We start from the raw sequence: 15,306 nt of genomic DNA on the forward strand, positions 1-15,306 counted from the left end.
CTCGTAGGTGTTACCAACGCAGCGTAGCCGCGTAACGCCGCGTAAGACCACACCGTAACGCCACGTAAGGCTGCGTATGGCCACGCGCGTATAGCCACATAAGGCCCACAGTTATCACCTACGAGCACTCACACATTATCCGACTGTGTTGTCGATGATATTGGTGTGCTCTACAATCCAGGGAAATCCATAGGTGAACAGAAACGCTACCACCGCAAAAATGATGATGAACGCTTCAATAATTTTGAGCCAGGTGGGTCCGGGAAGTTTTCGCCAAATCGCTGAATACATTTATTTTCCTTTTAGGGCTTGTTGTTAGCTATTGTGTGCTTTCGCTACTTATTTGCTTGTTCGTCTGGATCTACGAGCTCTTGTGGCATTCCATCTGAACGCTTAACCCAGTGATCGAATTCAGCGTGCACAATCCAGCGTTTATTAGACACCATCGGTGGATGGCAGGTTGTGATAGTGAGCAGACGCCGGGTGGGCTTGGTATCAGGTATGTTGCGCCCGTTTTTCACAGCTTCTCCAGCAACGAAAGGATCAGGCAAGATGACGTGGCCATCGGATGGGTCAACGATCTCATATCCGACCATCTTGTATACGAGCCAAGCGTCTGGGGTTTCGACGACGATCGGGGTGCCAGTTTCGAGCGTGTCTACGTGCAACATGCGGGCTCCGTAAACTTCGCGATGCACGGCAGTGGAAAAGTTTCCGACTTCACCTGGTAATGCAGTCTTGGGATAGTGCCCAAAGGCGCCGCTGTCAAGCACTTTCTTCGATACGCCCTCCTTGATTGGGGTGGCGTGATCATATCCGAACGCAGGAATGTGCATAACTGCTAGTGGCGCACCTTCGGTTTTATTTGGCGAAATGATTGGCGGCTCGCCGCTTTGAGGCTGGCCAATCTTTTGTGGCACTTCGCCGAAATCGTCGTGCAATTTGCTCACTTCGGAATTAATTGAGGCGGTTGCTTCTACATTCGTCCACCACAGCTGCCAGACGATGAATAATCCGATGAGCAGACCTGCAGTGATGAGTAGTTCGCCAAAGACGCCGAGGATCCGGCTGAACCAACCGGCGCCTTTCTTTTTCTTTTTTTCCTCATCAGTCGTTTGTGAAGACGACGGAGACGACGGTGACGACGACAAGTCCTGCGGCTCTGCGTAATCGATCCGAGCGTCGTCGACACTGTGATTCTGAGGGTCTGAGAGGAGATCCTCTAGCCGATCTTGCTGCTGGTCTGAATGTCTGCCCACGGAGCCTCTTTCTTTACTTGATTTCTAAAAATATTCTAATCTGCTAGTTCTTTATCATGGCAACTGCCCAAGTAATTCTGTGCTTTAAACGTGAAATATTTCGTGTTTTGCGGGCATGTAGAATAGTCTTAGTGTGGAAAACATTGTTGTAGATAAGGATTGCTATGCCTGAATCAAAAAAGCGTCGCAAGGTGGTTGATCGCGAAACTGCTAAGGCACGTGCTACCAGCAAGAAAGTTGAGAAGATCGATAAGCATTCCCCTCGTTGGTATGCGCCATTGATGGTGACTCTTGCTATTCTTGGCCTTATTGTTGTGGTTACGGCCTATGTAACGAATGGTAGCTATCCATTCCCATTCTTTAGCAATGGCAATTACAACCTCTTTGTTGGAATCGGTCTGATGTTGGTTGGATTCCTCATGACGATGGGCTGGAAGTAGCCATATCGCCGTTGATTGGCAGCAAGCAGCTCATTGCTATACCAATACCTTGCTTGTCTACATCGTTATGGCGATTTTGAGATAGAGACTCTATTTGGGGGAGGGCTAATGCCCTCTCCCAAATTTTTATCTCGTTATGCCGTGTGCTTCTACTGTTTATGTTGCTCGCTTCAGTTGTTGATGCAGCTTGCTTCAGATGTTGATGTCATGAGCTTCCACTCTACATGTCGCCTACTTCCGCTGTTTATACCGTGTGCTTCTAGTTTTCATCCCGTGTACTTCTAGAAGGCAGTCGCAATATTCTATCCGAATTACATCGATGTAATTATCCACAAGTTACACACAGCTGTGGAGAATTACATGGATGTATTTCCACAGGTTGTGACCATTTTGTGGGTAATGTCCACAGCGATTTGCTTGATCGTTCTTCACACAATGTGTGGTGAAATGTGGATAGTAAGGCACTAGCCGCTAGTACCTCGAGCTAGTACCTCGAACGATACTTTCTTCCACAAAAGAGCGCAGTAAACACCAAGCCGCCCATTAAGCCACCTACGTGCGATTCCCACGAAATTTGTGGAATCATAAAGCTCATCATCAAATTCACCACCAGCAACACGAAAATGCCCCGGAAATTCGACGAGCCACGGGCAAGCAACAGCATTGCGCCAAAGAGCCCAAACACAGCACCAGAGGCGCCAACAGCAGCAACAGCCCAATTTCCACTCAACCACGAGTAGGCATACACAGCCAAGTTTCCACAGATAGCACTCACAACAAGCAAGCCAATATAACGCCAGCGCCCAAGCCTTTGCTCCAAGGCCATACCAAGCATCCACAGCGCATACATATTGAGCAGCAAATGCATGATTCCGCCATGCAAAAATGCCGAAGTGACGAATCGGTACGGTTCGTCAAAAGCGAGCGGTGGGAAAAAGAGTAAATCTATCCCCACCTGCGGAAATAGGAATTCAATCACCGCTACTGCCACACAGATTCCGATAAACGCCGTCGTCACCGGAATCGACGACGAACGCCACATCTGGCGTGTCCGATCCCAACCATTATTGCGGTGAGGTGGAAAACTACCTGATGTGGCGTCCGAATAGTACGTCATAGAGTGCGTTACTCCGTTACGGTAATGCTATTGATGACGACGTCGTCCAGCGGACGATCCATCGCGCCCGTTGGAGTGGTGGCAATCTTGTCTACCACTGCTTGGGATTCGGCGTCTACAACCTTGCCAAAGATCGTGTGCTTACCATGCAGCCAGGTGGTAGGCGCAACGGTGATGAAGAATTGCGAACCATTCGTACCGCGACCCATGCGCGTGCCAGCGTTGGCCATTGCGAGCATGTATGGCTCGTTGAAATTCACTTCTGGCGAGATTTCGTCGTCGAAAGTGTAGCCTGGACCGCCGGTACCAGTTCCGAGCGGATCGCCACCTTGAATCATGAACCCATCAATCACGCGATGGAAGATAACTCCATCGTAGAGAGGGCGCGAGACGCGCTCACCTGTGCGAGGATCTGCCCATTCACGCTTTCCGGTAGCAAGCTCGGTAAAGTTTGCCACCGTTTCCGGTGCGTATTGTGGGTAAAGTTCAACGGCGATATCGCCCATACTTGTATGTAGTGTTGCTTTCATAACCCTATTTTCACACACTCGCAAGGCTAGGTAAGAATTCCCATCACTTTCTGTGGAAAGTGCTTGCTATCAGCTTAATTTATCCACAATTTGCACGGTTTGCTGAAAGAATGGCTATTAAAATGTAATGATTGACTATATCGATCACTGATTTCGATTTGATCGTTGGCTCGATCTCATCATTTCTGATCATTGGTTCGATCTTTCGACGCGACGTCTCCCTCCCGGAGTCGTCCAAGACGCCTGGAGGTGGCACTATGTCGATTATCCATTGCAAGAATAAGAAGAAGGCTAAGGCAGAGGTTCTTGAAGTCAAGGAGGCAACTCAGGAAGTTGTTTCCGATCTCCTTGATGAAGCAAAGGAAGCTGGCCGTAAGTTGCGCGCTTGGGCTGGTCCACGCTTAGAGGATGCCGGAAAGCGTATTGCTCCAGTTGCTCAAGAAACGGCACAGCGAGTGAATGAAGCAGCTCACGACGCCGCGAACAAGGCTCGTCCATTTGTGGAAGACGCCGCAGAAAAGATTCGTCCGTACGTTGAGGATGCCTCGGAGAAAGTTCGTTCAGACTATATCCCTATGGTTGTGGGGGCAGCTACAGCTACGATCGACGACGTTAAGTCTGGTTCGAAAGAGTTCACGAAAAAGGCAAAAGCTGCAGCTGATGCAGCCAAGAAAGAAGCTCTCAAGAAGCAAAAGGAAATCATGAAGGCTCAGAAGAAAGAAAAGCGTAAGGCACGCCGCAAGAAATGCTTTGTCTCTACGCTGATCGTTGGCTCAGTTGCATCTGTTGGCTACTATTTCTGGAAGCGTAGCCAACCGGTTGAAGATCCGTGGGCAGAGGCATATTGGGAAGATGTGGCTGTGTCGAGCGATGAACCGACGTTGCGCGATTCAGTTGCAGAGGCTGCAGAGGATTTGAAACAAAAGGCATCTGAGGCCGGCACGAAGGCTAAGCATGCAGCTCGTGACGCAGCTGATGCTGTTAAGGATGCTGCTAGCAAATTGGGTTCGGATGACGCCGTGAAGGAAGAGTCTGAAGCTGTAGCTGAGAAAAACGACTGAAAACTGACTAAAAAGTGACTAAAAACTGCCAGAGTTTAGCAAGGCTAACCTAACTAGGCTACTACTTATCAAAACTCTCTGGCAAGAACTAATTAAGGTTGTGGATTCGAATTAAATTTCGAATCCACAACCTTTTCCTTTTATAGCGCGAAATAGTCACTACAAGGCAAGGTCAGAACTGTCTTATAGTTGAAATGTAAATTGTATCACATTTTGGACATCTAAAATTATTCTTCCAAATTTGGACATATGCGTCATAAACTCAAAATTGTTAGAACACCCCGTTCTAGCAAATAATCGAATATTCGAGGAGACTAAGATGAAGAATCCAATCGTTTCGATGGCCTTGGCCGCCACGCTGGTTGTACCAGGCGCAAGCGTAAGCTTGGCACAGCAGGATTCCAATCCGGAAGCAGCTGCCACCTCAGCTGTCTCCACCTACAGCAACGCTGATCAAGAAAAAGCCAAGAAGGCCTTGGCTGATATTGATGCAGCCATGAACAAGATCAAGAAAGCGAATGAGGGAGTTCCTCAGCCTAACTGGGGCAAGGAATTCATGGAGCTTTTCCAGACTGCTGCTGAACTCCGCAAGGAGATTGAGGCAATCATCGCTGGTGACGTCATTGCTTTCGATCCAAGCACCATCTTTGCTCGCGCTGAGTTGGTAACCCAGGTGGGCATCACCATCGACACTGCCGTACACACCCTTCAGAACAAGGTTCAGGCTGCACACGTTGAAATCGGATTCTCCGTAACCAAGGCGATTCTCCGAATCATCAACTTCACCGCAACCGAAGACCAGTTGAAGGCTTCCAAGCAAGATCTGATCGATACTCTCGCTCGCGTAAGCACCTACCCAGATCTCACCCCTGGTGACATCGCTACCGTTTACGTAAAGCACGAACTGCGCAAGGATATTTGGGAAACCCGCATTAACCGCGATAAGAACATCCTCGGTAAGAAGGATTTCGCGGTTTACAACGAGCTGAACAAAGCTATCACTCATGCAGTTGGCGTATCGCTCGATCCAGGTGCAACAGTTCAGAAAGTGCACGATGAAGTAACTGCTCTCAACGCAGCTTACGCAAAGGCAATCAGCGCTCCAGACAAGAAGTGATTTTTGCCCTTAGTTGCGAGTGAGTGCTGCAAGTTGCTAGTGCACACCGCAACTAGAAACTAGAAATTAGTGCAAAACAAAAGTGGTGGTGTGGGACTGACCCACACCACCACTTTTATCACCAACACACCACCTCAGTCCTTTTATCTCTCATTGGGAGTCTGAGCAAGCGCTTCATTCGGCGATGTTGCAAGTATCTTCACAGGTGTCTTTGTAGTCTTTGTAGCCTTTGTCGGCTCGGTAGCGATCATGGCTTCGCGATTACCGTGCCCATATACCTCACTGACAAAAGGATTGCGCCGTGTACGAGCAATCTTATTGACGTGGTAAACAAAAACACCCACATTGATCAGTAACGATAACAATGAAACGGTGAAGAGCGCCGTCGGGTTATGAGCGGAGCGATGAGCGAACATCGAATCGTGCATAAAATGCGGGAACGTTAGCACAATTGCCGACCAAAACGTGAGGGTATACGCGCGGTATTGAATCCAGGCTCCTCTTCCGACCGTCATAAATGCTGGAATTGTGCACGCCAGTAACAGCGCCACTCCGGAATACCACGCACGATCTGCCAGGCAGTTATAAACGTAGGCAAAATTCCAAATATCGTAGGCGATGATCCACCCGAGGGTTAGATCACCCCAGATGATGCGTTTGTCCTTGCCTTGAGATACGTAGATGCCTGCCCATCCTGAAATCATTGCGAAATTCAAAATTCCAGCAATTCCATTCATAATATTCCACGGTCCACCCCATGTGACCATATGATTTGATGGATCGACGCCGTGAATGAAGTAGCACTGGAAGTCGCGTATCACCGCCTCAATAATGTTGACAGACAAAATGAGGGGTGGGATGCACAAATACCAGTATTTTGTGCGCAGCTTGGGGAAATACTGCAGTGCAACGAGGGAAAGTGATCCAAGCAAAGCGGAGTACTGTTTCACAATCGGGAACCAGCCTGCAGAACTTGTGCCAGCAGTGGAATATGGCCACCAGAAGATCGTCAGCGCAACGGGAATCACGATAAACACCGCAATCGCTACCCATTTACTACGAATAGCCAGCCAGGCAGTTACCGCGAGCGCACCGATCACTGCCACGAGCATCACATAATCCCACCATTGCCCCACTTCGAAGAAGAACAGCGTTGGATAATCGGGAGTCATTACCTCTCACCTGCCGATGTCGCGGGATGAGAATCGTTTGGCGTGGTAGTTTTCTTCCCCCAATTCTTGAGATACGTCTTTTCTTGTTTCTGGCGAATTTGCTCGTCCCAAGAGAACTCTGGCTCTTCCCAGCCGTCGAAATAGTGTTCGTCTACAATATGCTCCCACGGAGTTCCTGGCCCAGTTGGTGGCCATTGTTCGTTTTGCGTAACCGGCGGTCGAACCTCATTGCACGCAGGATCGAGACGCCCATAGCGCAACCAGGTATTGTATGTGTCTTCGTAAAGCTCAGTGCCATCGTATCGTCCAGCAGGCGTGCCAAAGCCGAAGACTTTTCCGCCCAGCACAGCCCGTTTAATGCGCGCCTGGATCTGAGGTTTCTTACGGAACTCTGCAACCCGTTTGATATATAGGTTTTGGAGATGTGCCATACATCCGCCAATAAGCTCGATATTTATCCAGTTGATTGCCGCAGCTACACCATTATCTGGCTCAAAGCCGATCCGCCAATGATTGATGAGTCGGCACCGCTCCCCTTTAAGTGGCACTACGTAAAAGCACCACGCAGCGGCGTAATGTTTCATGCCGGGATAACGGAATGCAAATGATCCGGGTGCTTTAGGTGGATGTTTGGTATCGACCCATTGGGAGATGTATTTACCGGGCACAATATCCGTCCATTCCATCGACATTCCTGTGAAGTCGAATCCGGCTGTGTCTCCCGGTTTCAGAGCGTCCTCGCCTTGCCATTGTTCTTGAATCTCATAGGAATTGTAGAAAGGAAGACGCGCGAAAGTTCGCTCTAAAAATTCCGAAGAATATGATCCCGCTTTATCGCAGCCGATTTGTTTAAGGTGCCGATATACCGCGTAGGCAGGAGCGTCAATGTCGATCGCATACGTTGAGGACCGTCCATTGTTGTAGCAGCGGTCGATCAGATCGTCCGATGGATATACCCACTCATTCTCTTCTTTAGTAGCTTTTCCAGAAAGCTGGCTAAACGAAAACATACCTACAAGTCCGAGCGCGCCACCCGTCGTCGCCACTTTGGCTAATGTGCGGAGCTTATTGCGTTTGCGTGTACGAGACATGTTCTTCCCCGATCTTAAGATATTTGTCCGTTTGCCACGCATATGCGTGGTTTCGTTCTATTCATCCTTGAACTAGAATGGGTTCATTGTATCTCAGATTTCTATTCGTTTTACAGGACTTTTAGAAAATGAGGCACGCATTTTATACACAAAAATGGGGTTTAGTTTAATAGCTAATACCCTGTAGATATCGGAGGAAGAACGATGGGGTTCTTATGGGAAGTTGGCTCTAGTTGGGTTTACCTGTGCTGGATCGCAGTATTCCTATTGCAAATACTCGTTGCTGAAATCAATCGACGCTGGGTATGGACGGCGTTTGCGCTTTGGACAGCTGGAGGAATACTCGTCACACCTTATGTCATTGCCCACGGCGTACCAATGGTGGGATGGTTTCCGTTCGGAAAGTTCGTCATTATGGTGGCCACCGCAACGATGACGGCGTTTTTGCTCGCCTGGGGAAAGCGCAATCCGATGAAGGCACATAGATACGCCTTTTGGCTGGGCGTTGCCTTGTGGATCGGTTTGGCAGTGAATATCACCGAGGCAAATATTCGAGATATAACGATCTTTTTTGAAGCCAAGGATTATCAAGCGTGCGCAGCTAGCGCTCAGTGTTTGAAAGAGATCGACGCCGCACGATCCGTTTCGATGATCGCCGGACTACCTGAGACGCGTGCAGTTGCAGCCCCCGTCCTTTCGGACGAGTGGTACGACGCCGTCGCCCACAACTTTGCTGCGAAAGGTATCGGTATCGATCCGGCAACCGGTTTCCGCACAATGGGTGGTTACTGGAATCTTTTGACTGCGGCAGCTGGTTTCTTGAATATCATTACGATCACTGGATTGGGCAAAATTTTCATTACATCACCTGGTAAAGCTAAGGTGCGCGGCCTTATTTGGGTAGATATGGCTTGGCCGTGGATTATCGCCTACGACCTGTGGAATCACGCATTCTTGTACAATGCCCTTGCAGATTACACCTGGTACTGCACGCTTGCATTGCTCTTGGCTTGTACAGTTCCTGCGTTTACCTGGGCGAAGGGTCAATGGATCTGGTTCCGTTGCTTTACGTTAATGTTCTGGATTGCGGCAAATAATATTTTCCCACAGCTGTTAGTGCAGCCCAGTGCAATGACTAATTACGCCACAATGAATCCTATGGCGAATATTGTGTGCGCCTGGGCGGCATTCTTGTTTAACGTGTGGCTATTTGTGTATTGGCTAATGAAAATGAAGAAGTTCCAGCGCAATCCACTGACGAACTGTCTGTTCTTCGAATTGGGGGCATTCAAGCGAGTGGTTAAGGAACATGCCGATGACCGCGACAAGTACTTCTTAACCGATATGGTCAAGCAGACGCCGCTTGAGCTCGGTTTTGAGCCCGATAGTCACGTTCCGCCGCGCGAGGGCTACGTGGGATGGATGCCGTGGTGGAAAGAAGATAAGCGGTATCCAAAACTGCGCACTCCTCTCGCGGCAGACCCAAAGCTGATCGAAAAAGGTGTGTTGGCCGATCCACGATGGGATGTGACGCTCTCTCACGAAAGTAGGGAAAAGTAGCGAAGCTGAAAAGGTGCGAGAACAAGCCTGCCAAAAACTGAGGAAAAATTGGCTCAGGCTTTGCACACAATCTGGCCTTAAACCCGGCCTTGCCCTTTACCCCTCACTTTTGGGGCGATTTCGCACACATCTCCACATATATCGAGATCATGCAAAATCCACACCAAATCTCGGCGGCCACGCAGCGAAAAGCTGCCAGCGCAAATAAAGAAGCGAGCGACGAAAGTCGCTCGCTTCTTTATTTGTGGAGCTTACGGGACTCGAACCCGTAACCCCCTGCTTGCAAAGCAGGTGCGCTACCAATTGCGCCAAAGCCCCTTTGATACCTGAGGCATCTTGCTTCTAGGACTCTACCCTATTTGCTGCCTGATGCCAAGTTCCTTGACGTTGAGCAGCTTCCGAGCCTTTGAGGAAGAGAACGTATCCAGCAACTCCAAGAGCAATCCAGACGATCGCTTTCTTCATCGCATCTCCTCTACCATCGATTCCCGAAGCAGTGGGCCTAGATGGACTCGAACCATCGACCTCCACATTATCAGTGTGGCGCTCTAACCGACTGAGCTATAGGCCCTCTTTGAGGTGCTGCACCATTAACGGTGCCGAATAAGATTAACTCACTTCGGGGTCAATATCCAAATCTGAACACCCACTTAGCAATGCACCTCACATTTTGACTGCTAACAGCTTCACCTTGGCGTTCCCCTGGCTTTCTTGTAGCAGCCGATCAGTTGAATTTCACATCATTAACTCGCCTGAGCTGAGCAAATATCAACTGATCGGTCTGCCACTCGTTTTAAACGATTATTCGTCAGTGACCGTGATATGCAATCCGCCCACGAGCACCGCAATCACATTAAAAATCAAAGCCATCAAGGTGCCAAGCGCTGTGAGAAGCACAACTTCAACAACTGCCACAACCACCGAGAACGGGATTAATCGCCCAAATTGCAGGAACTGCCCAAGCTTCATCAGCTGTTCGGAGTTGAGCGTCTTGAGAAGATCATCAATTCCCGCCCACACGTGCATCGCATCAAAAACCAGCCATAGCACGATCGACGCTACGATCATCATGATCCCAATCGCAACCGATACTAAGAAAGAAATCTTCAATGCGGACCATGGGTCAACGTGCGAGATCGTCATATGTACCTTGCGGATACCGACGGTCTTCTTAGCCTTTTTCTCTGCCCCGTCTGGTTTTACCGCAGGTTTCTTGGGATTCTCGGTAGTCGAAGCTGTCATAATATTTCTCCGTCACGCCTAGTAATGAGCAGCGCTCGTTACGTCAGCTCTGGTTGATAAGTTGTTCTACTCGCTAATACTATCGCTCGTTTGCGCATTTTCAGCGTCATTTTGTACGTCTGTAGTATTTTCTTCGACGACGCCGTCCGCCGAGGCTTCGATTTCCTCCTCGCCCGCACTTTCAAGGTTGAGTGCCACCGCAATAATCGAATCGTTCTTGTCTGGACGTGCGAACTTCACGCCTTGCGTATTACGTCCCGTCAAATTCACCTCGTCGACTGATGACCGCACGACCTTGCCTGACTGCATAATAACCATGACTTCGTCGCCAGGCTGTGTAATCAACGCACCCACCAACTCGCCACGCGCCTCAACAAGGTTAGCCACCTTAATACCGATTCCCGACCTACTCTGCGTACGATATTCATCAACGCTGGTCCGCTTAGCAAATCCGCCTTCGGTAACGATAAATACTTCGGCGTCGTCGCGCACGACGTCCATCGTGAGCAGCTTGTCGCCGGTGCGGAACTTCATTCCCGTTACGCCCGACGTCGATCTGCCAGTTGGTCGCAACGCCTCGTCTGTCGCCGTGAAACGCAAGGACTGGCCGTTGCGTGACACAAGCAGAAGGTCATCGCCTTCGTTGATCAGTCGCGCAGAAACTACCTGATCCGTAGTTCCATCCTCGTGTTCGCGCAGCTTGATAGCGATCAATCCACCAGTACGCGTCGAGTCATAGTCGGTGAGCTTTGTTTTCTTAACCAAGCCATCTTCGGTGGCGAGAATCAAGTAATCTGCTTGATCGTAGTTGCGCAGCGTAATTGCCGAGGCAATAGTTTCACCTGGTTGGAACGCCAAAAGGTTGGCAATATGCTGACCTTTGGACTCGCGTGAGCCTTCGGGCAGCTCATATCCTTTAATGCGGTATACGCGCCCCATATTTGTGAAGAACAGGTGCCAGTCGTGAGTCGAGGCGATACCGAAATGTTCGACGACGTCGTCGCCACGGAGCGTCGTGCCCTTGATACCTTTACCGCCACGATGCTGAGCTCGGTATTCACTAACTTTCGTGCGCTTGACGAAGCCTGATCGGGTGATCGTGACCACCACGTCTTCTTCTGGAATAAGATCCTCAACGGTCATTTCGCCGTCGAACGGAAGAATCGTCGTACGGCGATCGTCGCCATAGCGATCCACGATTTCTTGCAATTCACTCGACACGATCTGACGCTGGCGCTCAGGCTTGGCGAGAATATCTCGGTACTCTTCACACAAAGCTTCTTTCTCGGCTTTTTCGTCAAGAATCTTTTGACGTTCCAGAGCTGCCAAGCGGCGCAACTGCATCGAAAGAATGTGATCGGCTTGAATTTCGTTGATATCGAGTAACTCCATCAAGCCTTGACGTGCCTCATCAGGTGTCTGAGATGCGCGAATCAAAGCGATAACAGCATCGAGCTGGTCGAGAGCCTTTGCCAGACCCTCCAAAATCATCAAACGTTCTTCGGCTTTCTTCAAACGGAAAGCGGTGCGGCGCTGGATGTTTTCCATCTGGTGCTGTACCCAATGGAACACGAAGCCATCAAGCGAAAGCGTACGCGGCACGCCGTCTACCAGCGCAAGCATATTGGCTGGGAAGTTGTTTTGGAGCTGGGTGTGCTTGTACAGGTTGTTCAACACAACTTTGGCAACGGCGTCGCGCTTGAGCACAATCACGATACGTTGGCCAGCACGTCCTGAGGACTCGTCACGGATATCTGCAATACCAGGCAAACGGCCATCTTTGATGCCTTCAACCATCTTGTCGAGCAAGCGATCTGGATTGACCTGGTAAGGAAGATCGGTCACCACTAAGCACTGGCGACCGTTGATTTCATCAACTTCTACCACTGCACGCTGGGTAATCGAACCGTGGCCAGTGCGGTACATTTCTTCAATACCGCGAGTGCCAAGGATCATCGCACCTGTTGGGAAATCAGGACCTTTAATACGAAGCAGAAGCTGAGCTAGAAGTTCGTCACGTGAAGCCTCGGGATTCTCCAAGTACCACTGCACACCTGCCGCAACTTCGCGTAGATTGTGCGGCGGAATGCGCGTTGCCATACCAACCGCAATACCTTCAGAACCATTAACCAACAGGTTTGGAAAACGCGAGGTGAGCACAACTGGCTCTTGCACCGAACCGTCGAAGTTAGGCTCAAAATTCACGGTATCTTCGTGAATATCGCGCACCATTTCTACTGCTAGCGGAGCCATGCGCGCCTCGGTGTATCGAGGAGCTGCTGCGCCAAGATCACCTGCTGTTCCGAAGTTTCCCTGTCCGGCAACGAGTGGGTAGCGCAAGTTCCACGGCTGGACCATGCGTACCATCGTGTCGTAAATTGCGGCGTCGCCATGTGGGTGGAAATGACCCATTACGTCGCCAACGATCTTCACCGACTTGGAGAATGACGAATCAGGGCGGTATCCGCCGTCCCACATCGCGTAGATAACGCGACGGTGTACTGGCTTCATACCATCGCGAACATCTGGGAGCGCTCGACCCACGATAACCGACATCGCGTAGTCGAGGTAAGAAGTCTCCATCTCTTTTTGGAGATCAACCTCTTTAATCGTTCCGTGGTTGTACACTTCTTCGTTAGTTTCGTTTTCTTTGCTCACGGTAACCCTTAGATGTCGAGGAAGCGAACGTCGTGTGCGTTGCGCTGGATAAAGCTTCTACGTGATACAACATCTTCACCCATGAGGATGGAGAATGTTTCATCGGTGGCTGCAGCTTCGCCAATGGAAACTTGCTTGAGTGTGCGCGTTTGCGGATCCATTGTGGTCTCCCACAATTCTGAATCGTTCATTTCGCCCAAACCTTTGTAGCGCTGGATTCCCTGGCCTTCTGCTTTCGGCAACTTCTTACCAGCAGCAAAACCGGCAGCAAGCACTTCGTCACGCTCTTTATCAGAGAACACATAATCGTGTGGAGCGTTCGTCCACTTGATTCGATACAACGGCGGCATCGCCAGGTAAACGAATCCGCCCTCAATGAGTGGCCGCATATAGCGATAAACCAAAGTCAGCAACAAGGTGGCAATATGCTGACCGTCCACATCGGCGTCGGCCATGAAAACAATCTTGTGGTAACGCAACTTCGCAATATCGAATTCATCGCCCACACCAGTGCCAAATGCAGTGATAAGGCTTTGAATCGAGTCGGACGAAAGCGCTCGATCAAGCCGAGCCTTTTCCACATTCAGGATTTTTCCACGGATCGGCATAATTGCTTGATGCTTCGGATCACGACCATTCACAGCCGAACCACCAGCGGAATCACCCTCGACGATAAAGATTTCGCACTCTTCAGGGTTGCGTGATGTGCAATCTTTGAGTTTTCCTGGCATCGCTGCCGATTCGAGCACCGACTTACGGCGAGTGGCTTCACGAGCTTTTCGAGCAGCCAAGCGTGCCGAGTAGGCCTGGGAAGCCTTGCGAATAATTTCGCGTCCCTCCGACGGATGCATATCCAGCCAATCGGCCAAATAGGCGTAAGTTTGCTGCTGCACGAAAGTACGCGCTTCGGTATTGCCAAGCTTGGTTTTCGTTTGGCCCTCAAACTGTGGTTCGCCGAGTTTTACCGAGATGACGGCGGTAAGTCCTTCTCGAATATCCTCGCCTGAGAGGTTTGGATCCTTTTCCTTCAAGAGGTTTTTATCACGCGCATACTTATTGATGATCGAGGTCAAAGCCGTGCGGAAGCCTTCTTCGTGCGTGCCGCCCTCGGTGGTATTAATCGTATTTGCAAACGTATGCAAAGCTTCGGAGTAAGCACTCGTCCACTGCATCGCAATCTCCACCGAAATCTTCTTTTCTTTGTCTTCGGCTTCGAAGTAGATCGGCTCGGCGTGGACGCGTTCTACTTTCTTTGTTTGCACAAGGTAGTTTACGTAATCATGCAGGCCGCCGTCGTACTTGTACGAAATCTTGCGATAACCGGAGGCGGGAAGATCCTCCACGCTCTGCGAATCTCCCGTAACTTCGTCGCCCTCTTGCACTGCTTGTGGACGCTCGTCAATGAGCGTGATACGCAAGCCTTTGTTGAGGAAACACATTTGGTGGAAACGCTTGCGCAGGGTTTCGTAGTCAAATTCTGTGGTTTCGAAAATGTCGCCATTTGGCCAGAAGGTTTGGGTGGTTCCTGTTGCGTCCGTCGCTTCGCCTTTTTCAAGCGGAGCAACAGGGACGCCGTTTTCGTACGAAATTCTCCACACGTATCCGTCGCGGCGAACTTCTGTATCCATCCGAGTCGATAGGGCGTTGACGACGGAAATACCCACGCCGTGCAGACCACCAGAGACGGCGTAAGAACCATTGCCGAATTTTCCACCGGCATGAAGTACCGTCATAACAACTTGAACTGCGGAAACACCCTCAGTTGGGTGAATATCAACAGGGATACCGCGCCCGTTATCAACGACTTTGACTCCACCATTTGCCAGCAGCGTTACAGTGATTTCATTAGCGTAACCAGCCAAAGCTTCATCGACTGAGTTGTCGACCACTTCGTATACCAGATGGTGAAGTCCGCGCTCTCCAGTGGAGCCGATGTACATTCCTGGGCGCTTGCGTACAGCTTCTAGGCCTTCGAGAACTGTAATATCTGAAGCTCCATAAGAGGATTTTTCCGCTTGGGTGGAACTTGTTTGCGCCTCATTTTTGGGCTGCTCTTCTT

At 50.1% G+C, this 15,306-nt stretch carries 14 protein-coding genes and 2 tRNA genes; 4 read left to right on the forward strand and 12 right to left on the reverse strand.

All coding sequences use genetic code 11. From position 1 onward, the window contains the following. Nucleotides 1-135: 135 nt before the first annotated feature. Both JOD55_RS01285 and JOD55_RS01290 read right to left on the reverse strand, forming a co-directional pair. A complete protein-coding gene (locus JOD55_RS01285; protein ID WP_204397956.1) occupies nucleotides 136-291 on the reverse strand; it encodes a hypothetical protein in 156 nt (51 codons plus the stop codon). A 44-nt stretch (nucleotides 292-335) separates the two neighbouring features. Next, a complete protein-coding gene (locus tag JOD55_RS01290) occupies nucleotides 336-1,259 on the reverse strand; it encodes a class E sortase (RefSeq protein WP_338022170.1) in 924 nt (307 codons plus the stop codon). Nucleotides 1,260-1,423: 164 nt separating this feature from the next. Between JOD55_RS01290 and JOD55_RS01295 the strand changes: the two genes are divergently transcribed. Then, a complete protein-coding gene (locus tag JOD55_RS01295; RefSeq protein WP_204397957.1) occupies nucleotides 1,424-1,699 on the forward strand; it encodes a cell division protein CrgA in 276 nt (91 codons plus the stop codon). 484 nt (nucleotides 1,700-2,183) lie between these two features. Here JOD55_RS01295 and JOD55_RS01300 read toward each other — a convergent pair whose 3' ends face one another. Together JOD55_RS01300 and JOD55_RS01305 are read right to left on the reverse strand one after the other, a co-directional pair. Then, nucleotides 2,184-2,816: a rhomboid family intramembrane serine protease gene (locus JOD55_RS01300; protein ID WP_204397958.1), complete on the reverse strand. Its 633-nt coding sequence runs from the start codon at nucleotides 2,814-2,816 to the stop codon at nucleotides 2,184-2,186. Between the two features lie 8 nt (nucleotides 2,817-2,824). Further along, nucleotides 2,825-3,346 (reverse strand): peptidylprolyl isomerase, encoded by a 522-nt coding sequence (locus JOD55_RS01305; RefSeq protein WP_204397959.1) that lies wholly within the window; start codon nucleotides 3,344-3,346, stop codon nucleotides 2,825-2,827. 131 nt (nucleotides 3,347-3,477) lie between these two features. On the opposite strand from JOD55_RS01305, the gene JOD55_RS01310 reads away from it, so the two are divergent. Further along, a complete protein-coding gene (locus JOD55_RS01310; protein WP_204397961.1) occupies nucleotides 3,478-4,407 on the forward strand; it encodes a hypothetical protein in 930 nt (309 codons plus the stop codon). A 319-nt stretch (nucleotides 4,408-4,726) separates the two neighbouring features. Further along, the gene (locus JOD55_RS01315) at nucleotides 4,727-5,524 is read left to right on the forward strand and encodes a CAMP factor family pore-forming toxin (protein WP_204397962.1); all 798 of its coding nucleotides are present in this window, start codon (nucleotides 4,727-4,729) and stop codon (nucleotides 5,522-5,524) included. 143 nt (nucleotides 5,525-5,667) lie between these two features. On the opposite strand, the gene JOD55_RS01320 is transcribed toward JOD55_RS01315, so the two are convergent. Together JOD55_RS01320 and JOD55_RS01325 are read right to left on the reverse strand one after the other, a co-directional pair. Then, entirely contained in the window at nucleotides 5,668-6,696 is a 1,029-nt protein-coding gene (locus JOD55_RS01320; protein ID WP_239538928.1) for a DUF5692 family protein, read from the reverse strand. Beyond that, on the reverse strand, nucleotides 6,696-7,787 hold the full coding sequence (locus JOD55_RS01325) for a hypothetical protein (RefSeq protein ID WP_204397963.1): 1,092 nt from the start codon (nucleotides 7,785-7,787) through the stop codon (nucleotides 6,696-6,698). Before JOD55_RS01325 ends, JOD55_RS01320 begins: the two co-directional genes overlap by 1 nt. A 204-nt stretch (nucleotides 7,788-7,991) precedes the next feature. Here JOD55_RS01325 and JOD55_RS01330 point away from each other — a divergent pair, with 204 nt between their 5' ends. Further along, on the forward strand, nucleotides 7,992-9,347 hold the full coding sequence (locus tag JOD55_RS01330; RefSeq protein ID WP_204397964.1) for a DUF5692 family protein: 1,356 nt from the start codon (nucleotides 7,992-7,994) through the stop codon (nucleotides 9,345-9,347). Nucleotides 9,348-9,592: 245 nt separating this feature from the next. Here JOD55_RS01330 and JOD55_RS01335 read toward each other — a convergent pair. The 6 genes from JOD55_RS01335 to gyrB form a co-directional block, all read right to left on the reverse strand. Next, nucleotides 9,593-9,665, reverse strand: a tRNA-Ala gene (locus JOD55_RS01335). A gap of 24 nt (nucleotides 9,666-9,689) precedes the next feature. Beyond that, the gene (locus JOD55_RS01340) at nucleotides 9,690-9,878 is read right to left on the reverse strand and encodes a hypothetical protein (protein WP_204397965.1); all 189 of its coding nucleotides are present in this window, start codon (nucleotides 9,876-9,878) and stop codon (nucleotides 9,690-9,692) included. Beyond that, nucleotides 9,845-9,918 (reverse strand) — tRNA-Ile (locus tag JOD55_RS01345). The genes JOD55_RS01340 and JOD55_RS01345 overlap by 34 nt, the downstream gene beginning before the upstream one ends. Before the next feature lie 230 nt (nucleotides 9,919-10,148). Continuing rightward, complete coding sequence (locus JOD55_RS01350; protein WP_239538929.1) at nucleotides 10,149-10,589, reverse strand: DUF3566 domain-containing protein; 441 nt, start codon at nucleotides 10,587-10,589, stop codon at nucleotides 10,149-10,151. 66 nt (nucleotides 10,590-10,655) lie between these two features. After that, the gene (gene gyrA, locus JOD55_RS01355) at nucleotides 10,656-13,172 is read right to left on the reverse strand and encodes a DNA gyrase subunit A (protein ID WP_204399664.1); all 2,517 of its coding nucleotides are present in this window, start codon (nucleotides 13,170-13,172) and stop codon (nucleotides 10,656-10,658) included. Between the two features lie 83 nt (nucleotides 13,173-13,255). Further along, nucleotides 13,256-15,232, reverse strand: a complete 1,977-nt coding sequence (gene gyrB / locus JOD55_RS01360) for a DNA topoisomerase (ATP-hydrolyzing) subunit B (RefSeq protein ID WP_420827030.1) — start codon at nucleotides 15,230-15,232, stop codon at nucleotides 13,256-13,258. Between the last annotated feature and the right edge of the window lie 74 nt (nucleotides 15,233-15,306).

The organism is Arcanobacterium pluranimalium, from assembly GCF_016907845.1.
Classification (GTDB): Bacteria; Actinomycetota; Actinomycetes; order Actinomycetales; family Actinomycetaceae; genus Arcanobacterium_A; species Arcanobacterium_A pluranimalium.

Coding starts and splice junctions, on each gene's coding strand:
- gyrA (WP_204399664.1), bottom strand. CDS start 13,172: ATGGAGACTTCTTACCTCGACTACGCGATGTCGGTTATCGTGGGTCGA.
- JOD55_RS01315 (WP_204397962.1), top strand. CDS start 4,727: ATGAAGAATCCAATCGTTTCGATGGCCTTGGCCGCCACGCTGGTTGTA.
- JOD55_RS01330 (WP_204397964.1), top strand. CDS start 7,992: ATGGGGTTCTTATGGGAAGTTGGCTCTAGTTGGGTTTACCTGTGCTGG.
- JOD55_RS01350 (WP_239538929.1), bottom strand. CDS start 10,589: ATGACAGCTTCGACTACCGAGAATCCCAAGAAACCTGCGGTAAAACCA.
- JOD55_RS01320 (WP_239538928.1), bottom strand. CDS start 6,696: ATGACTCCCGATTATCCAACGCTGTTCTTCTTCGAAGTGGGGCAATGG.
- JOD55_RS01305 (WP_204397959.1), bottom strand. CDS start 3,346: ATGAAAGCAACACTACATACAAGTATGGGCGATATCGCCGTTGAACTT.
- JOD55_RS01295 (WP_204397957.1), top strand. CDS start 1,424: ATGCCTGAATCAAAAAAGCGTCGCAAGGTGGTTGATCGCGAAACTGCT.
- JOD55_RS01300 (WP_204397958.1), bottom strand. CDS start 2,816: ATGACGTACTATTCGGACGCCACATCAGGTAGTTTTCCACCTCACCGC.
- JOD55_RS01325 (WP_204397963.1), bottom strand. CDS start 7,787: ATGTCTCGTACACGCAAACGCAATAAGCTCCGCACATTAGCCAAAGTG.
- JOD55_RS01285 (WP_204397956.1), bottom strand. CDS start 291: ATGTATTCAGCGATTTGGCGAAAACTTCCCGGACCCACCTGGCTCAAA.